Here is a 16,242-nt window from a genome sequence, read left to right as displayed (position 1 = left end):
AACTTTCTAATTTTCGCTGGTTTACTTCCTCATGAACCTGTTATAGGGAAGTACCTTTCTAATTTTCGCTAGTTTACTTCCTCAGTATGTAGAAAAAGTATTTAAAAACTGGATTTTCAGACTGATTTGATTTCTTGGTAACTTCGATCTTGATTCATTTTTTGATAGACTTTAATATTTTGATAAACTAACTCAAGTAATTTAGCAGTTATATCCTTTCTTTTTGCAAGTTCTAGTAAATACCCTTGCAAGTGGTCACCCTCTACTAAGGAACCTTTTTCCATATCCCTTTGCAAAGAGGACTTCATATCATATCCAAGTGCATCGATTGATTTCATATGCTCGTCTACAATATTTTCAGAAATTGGTGCACCATGTGACCTCATAATATTAGCGCATTCCTCAAATAATTCACGGATTGTAGCTCTTCCACCTTCACTTTCTCTAATCGGACCAATTGGAGCACGCATAAGAGACGTTACGCCAGACATTACAGTAATAAATAAATATTTATGCCACATATCACGTTCAATTTGCTTACTATAGACAAAGTCAGCTTTTGATCCACTAAATACATCAGCAATTCTTTTAATACGGTCAGTTTCTTTGCTCAAGAATTCACCAAAAACAAGTCTAGCTGCTTTACTCGTTTGAGCAACTTCCCCAGCTTCATTCAAAGTTGTTTCAATAAAACATAAACCGCCTATAACCTTGTCTTCACCAAATGTCTGCTTTAAAGGATTTAGATGAGCAATACCATTCAAAAGAGGTATAATAACAGTTTGATCACCTACGAACGGTGATACATCCAAAATAGCGTTGCTTAAATGATATGACTTAGTCGAGAAAAGTACGATGTCAAAAATCTCGGCTGGACTCTTTGCTGTAATTAGTTTCGGTTGAAATGAAAAATCACCATTCACACTCCGAATGACTAAACCATTTTCCTCTAGCTGTTTTTTTCGATTAGCTCGTACTAAAAAGGTAACATCTTCTCCCTTTTCTACTAAACGTCCTCCAAAATAGCCGCCGATTCCTCCAGCTCCTACTACTAGAATTCGCATAACATTCTTCCTTTCTACTAAAAATTTAAAATCTTTAACTCGCTACGATTTATTTTAAAATCCCATTTCGTACCGCGTATAGCGCTAGTTGAGTTCGGTCTTGAAGCTGGGTTTTGGATAATATATTTGAAACATGGGTTTTTACAGTTTTTTCTGTAATGAATAAAGATGCTGCTATTTCTTTATTACTCTTTCCCCTCGTAATTTCCTTCAATACATCCATTTCTCTTTTCGTTAATTTATCTTTAAATGACTCATCATTCTTCGTTTCGGTCTTTCCAGTTAAAGCTGAAACTAATTGTGTCGTAACCTTCGAATGAAACTGCTTTTCCCCATCGTGTATCTTCCGGATTGCGGAAACGAGCTCATCTGGGTCACTATCCTTTAAATAATATCCGGCTGCACCCGCTTCAATAGCAGGCAAAATATGATCTTGATCATAAAAACTAGTTAATATCATTACTTTAACAGCTAATCCCTCTAGTTTTATTCTTTTCGTTGCCTCAATCCCATCTAGAACCGGCATTGCTAAATCCATGATGACAATATCAGGTCTTAACTCTTTTACTAATCTTAATGCCTCTTCTCCGTTTGATGCTTCTCCAATAACCTCGATATCATCTTGTGTATTTAAGAAGAAAATAAGTCCCCTCCTAACTACATGATGATCATCAGCAATTAATATTTTAATAGACATATAACTCTCCTTCTTAAAAAGGGATACTCGTCGTAATTTTTGTTCCTTTATTTAAATCACTTTCAACTAAAAATGATCCTTTTATTGATTCCACTCTTTCCTTCATACTTTTCAAACCTAATGTAGGAATTTGTACATCCTTTGGGCATATAAAACCTACACCCAGATCAGAAATCGTCATTTTTGCTTTCTTTGTACTAATTGATAACTGTAAATAGACCGTATTTTGCCCTGAATGTTTTCTACAATTATTAAACGCTTCCTGGCCAACACGCCATAATGTTTCTTCTATTTTAGATGGTAATATCGTTGTTCCTTTTACATTGCTAATTACTTTTAATCCTAGCATTTCTCCATAGTCAATTAATGCACTAACGATTCCTTTTTCAATACCTTGTGGTCTAAGCTGCCATATTAAGGCTTTCATTTCTGCTTGTGCTTCTTGGGCAATTTGTTGAATATGATTAAATGTTTCCTTTAACCTCGGGCTGTCGGATACATTTGCACCTGCTTTAGCATTTACATTAATCGAAAACAATAATTGACTAACAGAATCGTGTAGGTCCTTTGCAAGTCGATTTCTTTCTTGAATCAACTCAAACTCTTTTACCTTTTCAGTTAATTGAATTCGTTTAATTGCCGTTCCGATTTGCAACGCAACTGCACCTAGTAAATTCAATTCTTCTTGATCAAATTTTAATTTATTAGAAGCAGCAACATTTAATAAACCAAAAGATTCTTCACCTGCTTGCAGTGGTACGGTCGCATGATGAGTGACACCATTTGTTTCTCCCCAATTATGAATCATTGAGTCTTCTAACCTTTTACATTCCATGATGTTCGATGCTTTATTAAGCCTACCTGTATTATATTTATTAACACACCAACAATCTCCATTGCACATTGGCTTAACTTCTTTGTTCATAAGAGCCGGTGGCAATTCATATGAAGCGACTAATTCAAAATCCCCATTTTTATCAATTAAAAAAATCCATCCTGTATCTAGACCCGTAACTTGAACTAATTTGGCTAGGGCACAATTGAGGGTACTGTGTAGATCAGTACCCTCGTTCAATATTTCAGCAATTTCTTTTAATACTTGTAGCTCTAAAAGGAAAGATTCTTTTTTCATTTATGTTAATTCCTTCATTCGGCGATCAAGCTGTTCAAGCACCATCGGCCACGCTTGCTCATGTTGGTCTCTCGATAATTCATCTGGAAACCCTGCATGTGTTAATCTAATAACTGCTGCTCCACTTTCATTCGTTGAAAACTCAACAGTGACGACTGTCTCCGTTTTTGTTCCAGCAGTGAACCAAGTAATCTCAACAAGTTGATTATGCTCAAGTTTTAAAAAGCGGCCATAATGAGGATGGCGTTTATCTTCAAAATGCGTCTCAAAGAAAAATACAGAATTAACCTCTGCCTTCATAATTACCGAATCTGGTGCAGCAAACCAATCACCAAACCGTTTAGTCCAAGCTTCATACAACACATCTATCGAATTTTCCATTACTCGTTCCACTGTAAGACTATGTGGTCTACTCGATAAATCTGGATAACTAATAATATTCAATACTAATCCCTCCAAAAAATATATAGCTATTCGTTTTCATTAATAATAGCTAGCATTTGATGATCTTCCCACTTCCCGTTAATCCGTACATTTTTCTTGGCAATTCCCTCTTTATGGAAACCTGCCTTTTCTAATACTCTTATTGAACCGATGTTATGTGGCATTACACCTGCTTCAATACGATGTAATTTTAATTCGTTAAAAGCATAATCCACAACTAACTTTACAGCTTCAGTTGTATATCCTTTACCATTTTGTTGTTCATCTAAAGAATAACCGACAAAACAACTTTGTAAATCTCCTCTTAAAACTTCTGATAGCATCATAAAACCTATAAAAGCATTTGTTTCCTTTAAAAAGATACCAAAGCCATAATACAGATCATTGTCACTTTTCTCTTTATATGACCTAATGCGATCCTGCTGAGCTTTCAAAGTATAGAAACTCTCGTCTTTTATATATGTAAAAGGTTTAAAAAACTCTCTATTTCGAACTTCGTATGATAAAAAATCCTCTGCATCTGCCACATCTAAATGTCTTAAATATATATGATTACCAACTAATTTCATTTTTTTCCTACACTCCCTAATTCCCCTACTTTCCCTGACCCATCAAACGCCTGTTGCCCAAATTATTCTCGGATCGATCTTACGGACAAGTCGATAAGCGATTGGTTTAAAACCATTTTTTGGCCAGAATCTCGAGGACTCTAAATTCGTTATTCTCCAATCTGTTTCGCAAAGTTTATAACCTTCTTTATCAGCAGAAGTAAGCCCATGCTGCAATAATGCCGTACTAATTCCCATTTTGCGAGAAGACTCGACCGTTGCTCCTACTACTAAACTAATGCAAGATTCAGGTGTTAATAAATTCTCATCGGATGTTGCAGCTGATTCAAATACTTGAAAACCTACAATTTCATTTTGATAAAGAGCTAACCATAACGTCGCGGCTTCATCATTAATAATTTCTGCGTAACCTTCCTGATAATCTTCTCTTTCTTCAATGAAACCTGGGGCAAAAACTGGTGACTTCGCTTGGTGTTCCATGATCACAGTTGCCAATTCACGTATTCTTCTTTCATCTTCACTAGTAGCCTTTCGAATCTGTATATCTTTAAATATTCGATCCGAAGAAACTGACAAATCACGTATTCCATGAACCTGCTCATAGGCAAATCCTAAATGAAGCCAAGCATCTAAAGTTGATTTATTCCCACTTGGTACCATTACATAATGATAAAACGAACCAAGCTCTACCATTTTCTTGGCAAACTCTGTATATAATTCACGATATAATTCGGCATCTCTACTATCTACTATAGCCATCCCTGCATACTTAATCCAAGTATGACGTTCTCGATTTTTATCTGTCTGAATTGACCCAATTATATACCCAACTAAACCAGAATCATCCACCGCTGCAATACCAAAACTATTCTTTTCATTAAAAAGTGCCTCAATAGCTTTTTTAGTATATGTAGCCTCTTCAAATTTTGATGGCAATTCAGGGTTTATACGACGGTCATACTTATGACGGATAGCCAAAAGACTAGCCGCTTCATCTAAGTGTTTATTTCCGAATGTGACAAATTTCATCGTACACCTCCCGACCATTAAATAAAAATTACTTATTTAATTAGTTTCAATAAAAAGAGCTTTACTTCCTGCTTATAGAAGATATTGATGTTTCTAGTAATACTTTCAACAATCCCTTAAAAATAATAGCCACCGTCAATTAACAGTGGCTAGTAAATAATGCTTAATGAAATTCTAAAAACTCGACTCGATTCCCAAACGGATCATTCACAAAAAAACGCGTTCGACCCTCTATTGGTGGTTCCTCTTTGATTTCAAAATCGAGTTGAAGAAGTTGCTCTCTTAATACCTCTATGTTTGTAACAATTAAGCCTGGATGAGCTTTTTTAGGTGCTATAAAATCTTCTTGAATACTAATATGAATTTCTTGATTGCCGCAAATAAACCAACATCCGCCTCTGCCTTTTAAATTATCAGGCTTTGGCAATTCTTTCATACCTAAAATTTCATGATAAAATTTTCTAGCCTCGTCCTCTCCACCCTTTGGACAAACTAATTGAATATGATCAATTCCTTTTATTTCAAATCCCATTTCTAACACCACTCTCATTATGAAAAGTTTATACCTTTAGATTACCAGAACGAATAAATAAGAAAAGCATTACATTATAGAAGTAACGCTTTTCCTAATATTCTTACATATTAAACTAACTTTAAGCCATTTGTAATAAGATTCTTTAAAGAATCCTCTTTTCTTAATGCTTCCAATTCAGCCTTTAACGGCTCAACAAGTTGCTCTAATTTTGGATTAACTGTTGCAATTTCAAGTAATTCTAATCGTAATAACCAATCGCTTTGGTGTTCACGATTAAGCTCTTCATGTACAGCAATCAATTTAGAAATACAGTCATCACAGAATGTATTTTTTTCTCTAATTACTCTAACTTCTTTATATAATTTTTCTAATTCAGTTAATGGGGCTGGTGTTTCCATTACGAACTCTACTTCTTTAATTGAATCACTAAAGTAAGAAGTCGGGTCAGCTGCACCAGGGTATGCTGATACAACTCGAGAACCAACTGCCATATCAAAAGTTCCCCATTCTTTTTTGAATAACTCTTTTCCTTCGTAAGTAACAGTGCAGTCTTCAAATGAGATTAATGCTACTTTGTCTCCATTTTTAATGATATTCACAACTCTCCCGGAAGCGCTTACATTGCTTGAGAATTCTAAATCAACAAAGTTTCCTACGACAATACCTAAATTTTTAAGTGCAACATCATCACATTCTTCTAATTCAATATTTCCTTTTAGAAGTCCAATTGGTGTACCAAATCCTTTAGCATGATAGTCTTTTCCGTGACCTTCTAATTGCTTATTGTTTATTGAAAGTGCTGTTTCACCAGTTGTGTTTACGTAAATTGCTTCACCGTTTTCGTCTTTTAAAATTGCATGAACAACACCCGTTACACTTAATCCAGAATTTAATTCAAATGTAGCAACGCTTTTCGATTTAAGTGCTTTATCTAAGCTTTCTGTACCGCCTACACGGAATGCCATCGTGCTTGCTAATTCTTCTGCACCTTGCATTAACTCTTCGAAATCTTTGCATACGAATAATTGCGCTTGCATTTCAGTAATATTTTTCGGATGTAATGTAGCAGCTTCAATAGAAAAAGGTAGTCTTTCAACTGCATCTGTAAAGCAATGTGTACTTTCACCTACTGATGATAATAATCCAGCACCGTAAATTTTTGGATTATCTAATTCACCAATTAGGCCATACTCAACTGTTCTCCAGAATACACGTGAAATTTTTTCAGCTTCAGAAATGCCAACTATTGCTTTTTGTCTTTCTTCAACTAATTTTTGTGCAGCAGCTTTTTCTTCTGGTGTTGATTTTGGATCTTCCATTACAATCGTTAAATTTCTAACTGCTTCAAATAATTCTTGTTTTTCTTTTGTAGCAAATGCCTTTGCACCAATTGAACCAATCTTTTGTACGTATTCCCTAAATACAGGGTCAAAAAGAATAGGCGCGTGTCCTGCAGCCTCATGAATAATATCTGGAGCAGGTGTATATTCTATATTCGTAATTTGTCTAATTTCAGTTGCGATTGGCAAAATACCATTTGCTAAAAGTTCAAAAAATGCAGCACCTGGAATTAATCCATTAACGATTCCTGCGCCCCAACCAATTTTTGAAAGGCACTCGTTCATTTCAGCTACATTTGGAATTTTTTCCGTTTCAATTCCTGACATCTTTAGTCCATCGACAAATGCAGAATGTGCTCTATCTTTTAATGCATGATGATTTTGTCTCATTACATAGCGCCATACAGCATGATCAATTGGCGTGTAAAGATCATAATTTTGCTCAGATAAGTATTGCTTCAAATGAGGTGGTATTACTTTTGTTTCAAAAGCTGCTTCTTTCATGTCATCAATTCCCCTTTTTAAAAATTATTTCACTTAAAAATCTATTACTCTACTTTCTTAAAAATACCCGTTCTATCTATATCTTGCTAAAAGCTTTTTTTGAGCATTTTTAAGCAAGTTTCCATCATTAAACCATTTCTACTTTTCTCCAATTTACTCCTTCTTTCTACAAAATCTTTTTTTATTCGGTATATAGTCGTAATCAACCAAACACATCACTCCTTTCAAATCCAAAATGTGGAAGGCGTTTGCTAAAACCCGACAAGCATAAGACAATTTATTGATCTTTAGCTGACCTCGAAGGGCTAACGCCTCGAACTAGACACCATAAAATACAGGGTTTTCTCTGATTTCATTTTTTCACCACTCTTGTAGCTTATTCCGTACCATCAACACATGCATCCACGATTTTTTACATAAAAAAAATCCCTACTGTTTATACAGTAGGGACGAACGTTAAACTCGTGGTACCACCCTAGTTATTAATAAATTTTACTAAAACTTACCAATATCTTCATTTCATAACGGCTCTTCACCGTCTTCCCCTCACTATTCGTTTCGAAGAAGATGCTCATGGATTGTAATTCATAAAGTTTTATGTACTGATTTGCACCAACCATCAGCTCTCTGTTACAGGGAAAACTTTACTACTTTTGCTCCAATCATTGCTTATCTTATTTAATTATTATTTTTAAAATAAAAAAGTCCCTACTGTTTGCACAGTAGGGACGAAATAGTCTATTCGCGGTACCACCCTAAATTATTAGTATGAAAAATAATACTAATATCTTCATTTCATAACGGCTCTTCACCGTCTTCCCCTCACCATTCGTTTCGAGGAAGATGCTCTAGGATCGTAATTCATGTGTTCTATGTACTGGTTTGCAGCAACCACCAGCTCTCTGATACAGGGAAAACTCCACTACTAAAATTCCTATCATTGCTTTTCGCGATTCAATTAATACATACTTTATTCCTATTTTTTGTAAATGTCAACACTTTTTAACTATTGTTTTTTTTACATTTTTTATTATTTTAATAAAATAATAATCATTGTTTTTAAATAATTTCGATTGAAAAAACCCCCTTACCTTAAAAACTAATTTAGGAATTAATTATCTTAATTTATAGATAAGCAATCTATTTAATCACTCTCTCTTAACCTTCCAAACAATGATTTAACAATTAATATTTAGAGTTAATGGTTCCTCTACTAGAGCTTAAACCCGTTAAAAATTATATTAATAAAATTTATTATAAACATTCTTAAAAACTTTTCTAATAAATATTTCTTTTCTCATTTTGATATTCCTTACGAGATTCTTTTTAATTTTAAATAATCTTATGTAATTTTACGTTTTTCTTTTGCCATATTTTCACTTCACATCTTCATCATTAAATTATTTAGAATTTGTACATATTGACAATCTTCTTATATAAAATATAATTAATTTATAATATGTTAACTTACAAACAAAATAAGTTAACATAAAGAGAGGGAGATATTGTAATGCAACAAGAAAGATTAAAAATGCTTATTAATTCAGCTTTATTTGCAGCAATTATTGGTATTCTATCTCAAGTATCTATTCCTTTGCCTTTTTCTCCTGTACCCATCACAGGTCAAACATTAGCAATTGGCTTAGCGGCTACGATTTTAGGTAAAAAGTACGGAACAATCTCGTTACTTCTTTATTTAGCACTTGGCGCAGTCGGAATTCCGGTGTTTGCAGGTGGTGCTGCGGGGTTTGGTGTACTGGTCGGTACGACTGGTGGTTATTTAATTGGTTTTATTCCAACAGTTTTCATCATCGCTTACTTTATTGAAAATACTAAGTTCACGGTCTTAAATGCAATGATTGCAAATACAATCGGAATGTTTGTTACATTAATTTTTGGTACTGTGTGGTTAAAAATTGCAGCTACTTTAAGCTGGCACGATGCAATGACTTTCGGATTTTATCCTTTCATTATACTTGGATTCGTTAAAGCATATGTAGCATCTGCATTAGGTGTAGTGATTGGAAGACGTTTAGCAAAGGCTAATTTATTAAAACGTGATGAAATTTCAGCGTAATACAAAAAGAGCTCATTTTTAGATATGGGCTCTTTTTTTGTTAAAGGATTATTTTATTGAACTTCAACAGCTTTAACGACTGATCGATCTCCTTTATGTTGGATGGTCACAATATACTTAGTTCCACCTTGATTGTATTTGTCCATTTGGCCCTCAGGAATGTAAAAACGACTTAGATTATGGTTGATTCGTATTTCTTCTTTTTCTGCTTCATCATAATATGTGTATTGAATTGTTGCTTTAATGTATTTTGAATGATTTGGGCGATGGTTTGTTACATAATCTAACTGGTAAAGATCATTTTGACCCTTTTTAAAAATAATATAAACCTTTTCCCCTTCTTTTGGTTTAGCTTTACCTTTCCAATCCTTCATCGTTATTGAATCAAAATCATAGGACAAAGCTGCATAATGACCTAATAAAGGTTCAACTGGATCCATACTTTGTGACTTTATTTTAAACGTATCGGCTGATTGCTTAAAGTACATAATGTTTCCAAGTAAAGCTAGTAATAATATAAATTGAATGATTGAAAGCAAAAGTAATTTCTTCTTATTTTGCATGTTCATCACCTCTTGCTTTTTTCGATTGGGTATAGACAAAATATAAAACGACTGCAAGGATAATAAACACGATTGATTTACTTATAAATGAAATAGCAAATCCTGTATAAATTCCGATTACGAGTGAGGCAAATGTGATGAAACCAATAATAATACTTCCTTTTTCCTGGCCCGATACGCCTTTAAATAAACGGATACATGAATAAGCAAATAGTATTAAGATGCCTACGATCATATTGGCTAATTGATCTTGTACCCCTAATATAGGTAGTACGAATATAAATAAGAAGATCCAAAGATAATTATGAAATGATTTATTGTCCTTCCATTTCTTGTACACAGTATAGATTGCTAGTAAAAGCATTAATAAAATAATCGTATCGAACAGTGGGACCGCAACTGGTTTTAAAAATCCATGTGTAAATTCCTTTTGTAACTCGTGAACTGCCTCATATGATTCCCCAAATAATGAAGTGAAAAATGTGAATAACCATATAAATACAGTAAATACAGGTAAAAGAACATAATTAATAACCCCACGTTCATGTAAATACCAAAGAATAAACACTACTAGAATAATTGGCATCATATATTGGCGATCTGAAATTGTCTGGAAAAACATAACGATTATATAACCTAGAAATGTATAATTAAAGCTAGCATTCCAACGACTCTTCATTATTTTTAAGAAGTAAATTGAACAAAGTAGTAATGGAATTTGGAGAAGATATACATGTGCAGTTTCTATTCCTGCACTATAGCTCAAACTAAAAAATCCGATTCCTAGGAAAAGATAATAGAACATATTATGCTTTAACACATAGTAGTAGAGGAACGAAAGCATTGTCCAAGTGATCAAAAATACCGGACTGTCACTAGCAAATTGATACATTTGCACAATTAACACAAATGCACATGCGTACCCAATTACATTTATAAAGTTTAAACAATGCCCAAACAATTCTTTACCCTTTTGATAACTTATAAATGCAACTGTGTGGAAAACTAATAGTGTTACAAAAATAATGACTAATCTCATGGTTTGGCTAAATTCATTCCAGTTACTGCCCACAAGCGCTAATATTGAAAATGCAACAAGTAAAGCAATTAAAAATGGTACAATCTCTCCTAAAAATGATTGCTTCTCAGCTTTAGCCCGATGCCTTTCATACTCAAGTATACGATTTAATGAAGCTTCATCTAGTAAGTCTTGTTTGTGCCATTCTTTTAGCTTCTGTTCTAATTTACTCATCTAATCCCCCCTTTTAGTAGCAGTTTATAAAAACTACTCCTATTACTATTATAATTTCTTAATAAAACATAAATTACCTCTAAATCTAAAATATTATGGAAATATGTTTAATCAAACGTTTGTTTAAATCATAAGATTTCCCACTAAGGTCAGATTAAATAAAAAAGTGTAGAGAAATAGTTTCTCTACACTCTGACAGCCCCTACAATAGGACCATTTCATTATCATTTAAACAGGATAAACACCATGCTTTTTCGTAGCAGGAGTTTCATAAGATTCTGAGTAATAAGCAAAACGCTTAATTAGCTCTGTACGTAGCTCTTCTGGTTGAATGACTACATCTACTACTAGCTCAGATGCTAAGCGGTAAATATCGATATCTTCAGCATACTCTTTACGTTTTTCTTGGATAAAGGCCGCTTGTTCTTCTTTTGGTAAGCTTGCAATTTTCTTTGCATATACTGCGTTAACTGCTGCTTCAGGACCCATTACCGCGATCTGTGCAGATGGGAATGCAATTACACAGTCTGTTTCAAATGCAGGGCCTGCCATTGCGTATAGTCCAGCACCGTATGCTTTACGAACGATTACAGAGATTTTAGGAACAGATGCATTACTCATGCTATATAGCATTTTCGCACCGTGGCGGATAATTCCTGCACGCTCTACTTTTGTACCAATCATGAAACCAGGTACATCCATTAAGAATAATAAAGGAATATGGTAAGCATCACATAAATTAATAAATTTAGCTGCTTTATCCGCTGAATCGTGGAATAATACGCCACCTTTAACTCTCGGTTGGTTAGCGATAATTCCTACACTACGTCCATCTAATCTAGCAAAACCAGTCACTAGTTCAGGTGCAAATAGCTTTTTAATTTCAAAGAATGAATCTTCATCAACTACTCGATCAATGAATTCATAAATAGAAAATGGAACGTTTTGATTGCTTGGAATAATCTCTGCTAAAGACTTCTCCTTTTGAACAGGATTTTTAGCCTCAACAACAGGAGCTCCTTGCTTGAAATTAGTTGGTAAGTAAGATAAATAATCTTTTAACTTAGCAATTGCTTCTTCTTCTGTCTCACATAATACATCTCCGCAGCCTGAAACTGAACAGTGCATTCTAGCTCCACCCATTTCTTCGAGTGTAACTTTTTCACCAATTACCATTTCAGCCATACGAGGTGAACCTAAGTACATTGAAGAATTACCTTCAACCATGAATACAGAATCACAGAATGCAGGAATATAAGCTCCACCTGCAGCAGAAGGACCAAATAATAAGCAGATTTGAGGTACTTGACCTGATAGTTTAATTTGGTTATGGAATATACGTCCAGCACCACGTCTACCTGGGAACATAAATACTTGATCCGTAATACGTGCTCCTGCAGAGTCTACTAAATAAATTAAAGGTACAAGCATTTTTAAACATGTTTCTTGAATACGGATGATCTTTTCTACTGTTTTTTCGCCCCATGAACCTGCTTTTACAGTTGAATCATTTGCCATCACACATACAGTACGGCCATCAATTTTACCGATTCCTGTTACGATGCCATCTGCTGGAAATTCGTCATTCATACAGTTCGCAAAGAAACCATCTTCCACGAAACTGTCTTTATCTAAAAGTTGATTAATTCTTTCCCTTGCAAAGAGCTTACCAATTTTGGCATTGCTCTCATGATATTTTTCTTTCCCACCAGAAAGTATTTGTTCTTTTCGAGCTTGATATGTTGCTTCGTTTGACATGCAATTACTCTCCTTTATATTGCGGCTTACGCTTTTCTTGAAATGCTACTAAACCTTCCATACGGTCATTTGTGTGCAGTAAAGTTTCATATTCATAAGTTTCTAATCTTAGTCCTAAATCTAAAGGAAGATCGAAACCGCGTTGAATTGCCTTTTTTGCTGCACGGATTGCAAGAGGACCTTTGCTTGCGATCGTTTCGCATAGTTCAAGCGCCTTATTTTGTAATTCATCTATTTCAACAACATGTTCTAGAATCCCATAGCCTTCAGCCTCATGTGCATTTAAACGTTTGCCGGTAAAGATTAGTTCTTTCGCTCTTCCAAGTCCAATTAAGCGTGGTAGTCTTTGTGTACCACCAGCACCTGGAATAATCGCTAGAGATGTTTCTGGTAAACCGACGATTGCTTCTTTATGAGCAATTCTTAAATCACATGCTAAAGCAAGTTCAAGTCCCCCACCTAGGGCAACTCCATTGATTGCTGCTATTGTTGGCATAGGTAATCTTTCAACTTTTTCAAAAAGTGTCCCGATTTTTTCAACAGTTTCTCGAGCCTCACTCTCAGTCATGCCTCTTCTTTCTTTTAAATCAGCACCACTACAGAAATAAGAAGATCCACTACCAGTAAATATGACAGCACGTACAGATGATTTCTTTAACTCATCCATTTGGCCATGTAGAGCATCTAGTAACTCACGTGATAATGAATTAGCTGCATTTGTACGATTTAATGTAAGAATTCTAATATGACCGATATCACTTACTAATAAACTTGATTCCATTTAAATACTCTCCTTTGAACCATTCCATACGGAAAATAGCTTACTAACTGGTGTTAAGTTCATTTGTTCAGAGATATAAGATGTAGCTTGATGCAGTTTCTTTTCATCCACATTCGTTGTAATCCCTAAATTATGGAGTAATGAAACAACATCTTCAGTAGCTACATTACCACTTGCTCCTGGTGCATATGGACAACCACCTAATCCACCATTTGATGAATCAAATTTTTCAATTCCAAATAGTAAAGAAGTATATAGGTTTGCAATAGCACGACCATATGTATCATGGAAGTGCATTGCAATTCGATTAACTGGCACTTCTTTAACTAGATTTTCTAAAAATTGATTTACTTGAAGCGGATTAGCAATTCCGATTGTGTCTCCTAAGGAAATTTCATCTACTCCACAATCAAGTAATTGGTTTGCAAGTTTGATCACCTTCATTTGGTCTACAGGCCCCTCATATGGGCAACCAAATACAGTTGAAATATATGCTCTAGTAGTCTTTTTATTATCTTTACATTCTGAAATCATTGAGCGAATATCGTTCATTGAATGCTCGATACTCGCGTTCTTGTTTTTTAAATTATGTGTTTCGCTAGCAGATACAAAAAAATTAATTTCATCTGCATCTACTTCTAATGCACTCATTAATCCTCTTTTATTAGGCACAAGAGCTGCATAAGTAACCCCATCTTTTTTCTTAAGCTTTGTAAATAGATCTACTGAGTCACTTAATTGAGGAATCCAGTCTGGTCTCACAAACGAAGAAACTTCAATATAAGTCAAACCACTCTTTACTAATAAATCGATCCACTCAAGCTTCTTGTCAGTTGAAACAAACTGTTTTTCATTTTGCAAGCCATCACGTGGACCTACTTCTCTTATAAAAGCCGATTGAGGTAGCTTCATCACAATAACTCCTAACCTAGTTTTTCAACTTGAATTAAAGTGTCGCCCTCGTTTATAAAATCGCCTTCGTTAACGAACACATTTACGACTTTACATTTATAAGGAGCAGCATGAGGAATTTCCATTTTCATAGATTCTAAGATTACATAATCTTGATCACTACTAAGTTCATCCCCCACAGATACAAGACATTTCCATACGCTTCCAGCCATCATTGCAGTTAAGTTTTCCATATCTAATTACCTCATTTCACTTTTTGATATTCATTAATAAAGCTCGTTGTATAATCGCCTTCTTGGAATGCATTCGTTGATAGAATATCAATCAAAAACGGCACATTTGTTTTAATACCTTCAATTTCTATTTTTTTAAGATAATTGTGCAGTTGAATTACTGCTTCTTTTCTTGTATTAGCCGTAACAATCACTTTCGCTAATAGTGGATCATAAAACGGTGATACAACCCATCCATCATAAAGATGCGTATCAATACGTACACCAATTTCCTCCGGGAAGTTACAGTGTTGAACTGTTCCTGGCGATGGGAAGAAAGTTTTAGGATCCTCAGCATATACCCTTACTTCAATCGAATGACCATTCATTTCTACATGAGTTGGACGAATTGGTAGTGTTTCACCGAATGTGATACGGAACTGCCATTCAACAAGATCAATTCCTGTAATTCCTTCTGTTACACCGTGCTCAACTTGTAATCTAGTATTCATTTCTAAGAAATAAATATTTTCTTTTTCATCAACTAAAAATTCAATTGTTCCTACGTTTACATATTTTATCTGATTAGCAATCGTAAGAGCATATTCTTCAAGTTTCTTTCTACCTTGTGGAGAAAGGAATGGTGATGGTGCTTCCTCAACAACTTTTTGGTTTCTTCTTTGAATTGAGCAATCTCTTTCAAATAGGAAAACAGCATTGCCATGGGAATCCGCAGCGATTTGCGCTTCAATATGTCTCGGTTTAATAATCGCTTTTTCGATGAATACATCATCATTTGCAAAAAATTGAAGAGCTCTCGTTTGCGTTGTTAAAAATTCTTTATCTAGCTGTGCTTCGTTTTCGATTAACTTCATACCAATACCGCCGCCACCACTAGAAGCTTTTAACATAACAGGATAGCCTATTTGTTCTGCGATTTCTCTTGCTTCTTCAACTGATTGAATTGGGTGAGAATTCCCTTTAATTAATGGAATGTTTAATTGTTCCATTATTTGTCTAGCCCTAATTTTTTCACCCATCATTTCTAAATGCTCTGGCTTAGGACCTACAAATAAAATGCCCGCTTCTTTACATTTTCTAGCAAAATCACTATTTTCAGATAAGAAGCCATACCCTGGATGAATTGCTGTTACATTATTTTCTTTTGCAATTTTTATAATTAAATCTGCGTTTAAATACGTATCTTTTGTATGATTCCCTTTTAAAGAAAAAGCTTCATCACTTAACTTAACATGCAAACTTTCTTTATCAGCATCTGAATAAACTGCTACAGTTTGATAACGAAGCTTTTTACATGTTTCAATAATTCTACATGCGATTTCCCCGCGGTTTGCAATAAGTATTTTGATCAT

General features: G+C 34.5%; 16 protein-coding genes and 2 other annotated features. Of the genes, 1 reads left to right on the top strand and 15 read right to left on the bottom strand.

The annotated features are described in order from the left end of the window. Positions 1 to 116: 116 nt before the first annotated feature. The 8 genes from ACSBO6_RS01735 to ACSBO6_RS01700 all read right to left on the bottom strand — a co-directional run bounded on the left by ACSBO6_RS01735 (position 117) and on the right by ACSBO6_RS01700 (position 7,314). Entirely contained in the window at positions 117 to 1,064 is a 948-nt protein-coding gene (locus ACSBO6_RS01735; protein WP_498844074.1) for a ketopantoate reductase family protein, read from the bottom strand. A gap of 49 nt (positions 1,065 to 1,113) precedes the next feature. After that, positions 1,114 to 1,761: a response regulator gene (locus ACSBO6_RS01730; RefSeq protein ID WP_098845557.1), complete on the bottom strand. Its 648-nt coding sequence runs from the start codon at positions 1,759 to 1,761 to the stop codon at positions 1,114 to 1,116. A gap of 13 nt (positions 1,762 to 1,774) precedes the next feature. Beyond that, a complete protein-coding gene (locus ACSBO6_RS01725; protein ID WP_498844073.1) occupies positions 1,775 to 2,893 on the bottom strand; it encodes a GAF domain-containing sensor histidine kinase in 1,119 nt (372 codons plus the stop codon). Continuing rightward, the gene (locus tag ACSBO6_RS01720) at positions 2,894 to 3,274 is read right to left on the bottom strand and encodes an SRPBCC family protein (RefSeq protein WP_098845696.1); all 381 of its coding nucleotides are present in this window, start codon (positions 3,272 to 3,274) and stop codon (positions 2,894 to 2,896) included. It abuts the gene before it with no gap. Between the two features lie 89 nt (positions 3,275 to 3,363). Beyond that, the gene (locus ACSBO6_RS01715; protein ID WP_098845555.1) at positions 3,364 to 3,906 is read right to left on the bottom strand and encodes a GNAT family N-acetyltransferase; all 543 of its coding nucleotides are present in this window, start codon (positions 3,904 to 3,906) and stop codon (positions 3,364 to 3,366) included. Between the two features lie 42 nt (positions 3,907 to 3,948). Further along, a complete protein-coding gene (locus ACSBO6_RS01710; RefSeq protein WP_098845554.1) occupies positions 3,949 to 4,935 on the bottom strand; it encodes a GNAT family N-acetyltransferase in 987 nt (328 codons plus the stop codon). Positions 4,936 to 5,098: 163 nt separating this feature from the next. Further along, positions 5,099 to 5,467, bottom strand: coding sequence for a VOC family protein (locus ACSBO6_RS01705; RefSeq protein ID WP_098845553.1), 369 nt, complete (start codon positions 5,465 to 5,467; stop codon positions 5,099 to 5,101). A 110-nt stretch (positions 5,468 to 5,577) separates the two neighbouring features. Further along, positions 5,578 to 7,314, bottom strand: coding sequence for an aromatic amino acid hydroxylase (locus ACSBO6_RS01700; protein ID WP_098845552.1), 1,737 nt, complete (start codon positions 7,312 to 7,314; stop codon positions 5,578 to 5,580). A gap of 442 nt (positions 7,315 to 7,756) precedes the next feature. Then, positions 7,757 to 7,989: a binding site (T-box leader), on the bottom strand. 46 nt (positions 7,990 to 8,035) lie between these two features. Further along, positions 8,036 to 8,264 (bottom strand) — a binding site (T-box leader). Between the two features lie 560 nt (positions 8,265 to 8,824). On the opposite strand from ACSBO6_RS01700, the gene ACSBO6_RS01695 reads away from it, so the two are divergent. Continuing rightward, positions 8,825 to 9,391 carry a biotin transporter BioY gene (locus ACSBO6_RS01695; protein ID WP_498844072.1) on the top strand — a complete coding sequence of 189 codons (567 nt, stop codon included), beginning with the start codon at positions 8,825 to 8,827 and terminating at the stop codon, positions 9,389 to 9,391. Positions 9,392 to 9,444: 53 nt separating this feature from the next. Here ACSBO6_RS01695 and ACSBO6_RS01690 read toward each other — a convergent pair whose 3' ends face one another. The 7 genes from ACSBO6_RS01690 to ACSBO6_RS01660 form a co-directional block, all read right to left on the bottom strand. Further along, positions 9,445 to 9,954, bottom strand: coding sequence for a GDYXXLXY domain-containing protein (locus ACSBO6_RS01690; protein ID WP_180232884.1), 510 nt, complete (start codon positions 9,952 to 9,954; stop codon positions 9,445 to 9,447). Then, positions 9,944 to 11,206: a DUF2157 domain-containing protein gene (locus tag ACSBO6_RS01685; RefSeq protein WP_098845549.1), complete on the bottom strand. Its 1,263-nt coding sequence runs from the start codon at positions 11,204 to 11,206 to the stop codon at positions 9,944 to 9,946. The genes ACSBO6_RS01690 and ACSBO6_RS01685 overlap by 11 nt, the downstream gene beginning before the upstream one ends. A 228-nt stretch (positions 11,207 to 11,434) precedes the next feature. Continuing rightward, on the bottom strand, positions 11,435 to 12,964 hold the full coding sequence (locus ACSBO6_RS01680; RefSeq protein WP_098845548.1) for an acyl-CoA carboxylase subunit beta: 1,530 nt from the start codon (positions 12,962 to 12,964) through the stop codon (positions 11,435 to 11,437). A gap of 4 nt (positions 12,965 to 12,968) precedes the next feature. Next, complete coding sequence (locus ACSBO6_RS01675; protein ID WP_098845547.1) at positions 12,969 to 13,745, bottom strand: enoyl-CoA hydratase-related protein; 777 nt, start codon at positions 13,743 to 13,745, stop codon at positions 12,969 to 12,971. Next, positions 13,746 to 14,657: a hydroxymethylglutaryl-CoA lyase gene (locus ACSBO6_RS01670; protein ID WP_098845546.1), complete on the bottom strand. Its 912-nt coding sequence runs from the start codon at positions 14,655 to 14,657 to the stop codon at positions 13,746 to 13,748. An 11-nt stretch (positions 14,658 to 14,668) separates the two neighbouring features. Next, positions 14,669 to 14,890, bottom strand: coding sequence for a biotin/lipoyl-containing protein (locus ACSBO6_RS01665; RefSeq protein WP_098845545.1), 222 nt, complete (start codon positions 14,888 to 14,890; stop codon positions 14,669 to 14,671). 11 nt (positions 14,891 to 14,901) lie between these two features. Continuing rightward, positions 14,902 to 16,242, bottom strand: coding sequence for an acetyl-CoA carboxylase biotin carboxylase subunit (locus tag ACSBO6_RS01660; protein WP_098845544.1), 1,341 nt, complete (start codon positions 16,240 to 16,242; stop codon positions 14,902 to 14,904).

The sequence above is a fragment of the Bacillus sp. AL-1R genome (assembly GCF_052180195.1).
Classification (GTDB): Bacteria; Bacillota; Bacilli; order Bacillales; family Bacillaceae_G; genus Gottfriedia.
Note: the sequence above shows the minus strand (reverse complement) of the source record. Positions and strands in the feature narration are given on the sequence as shown.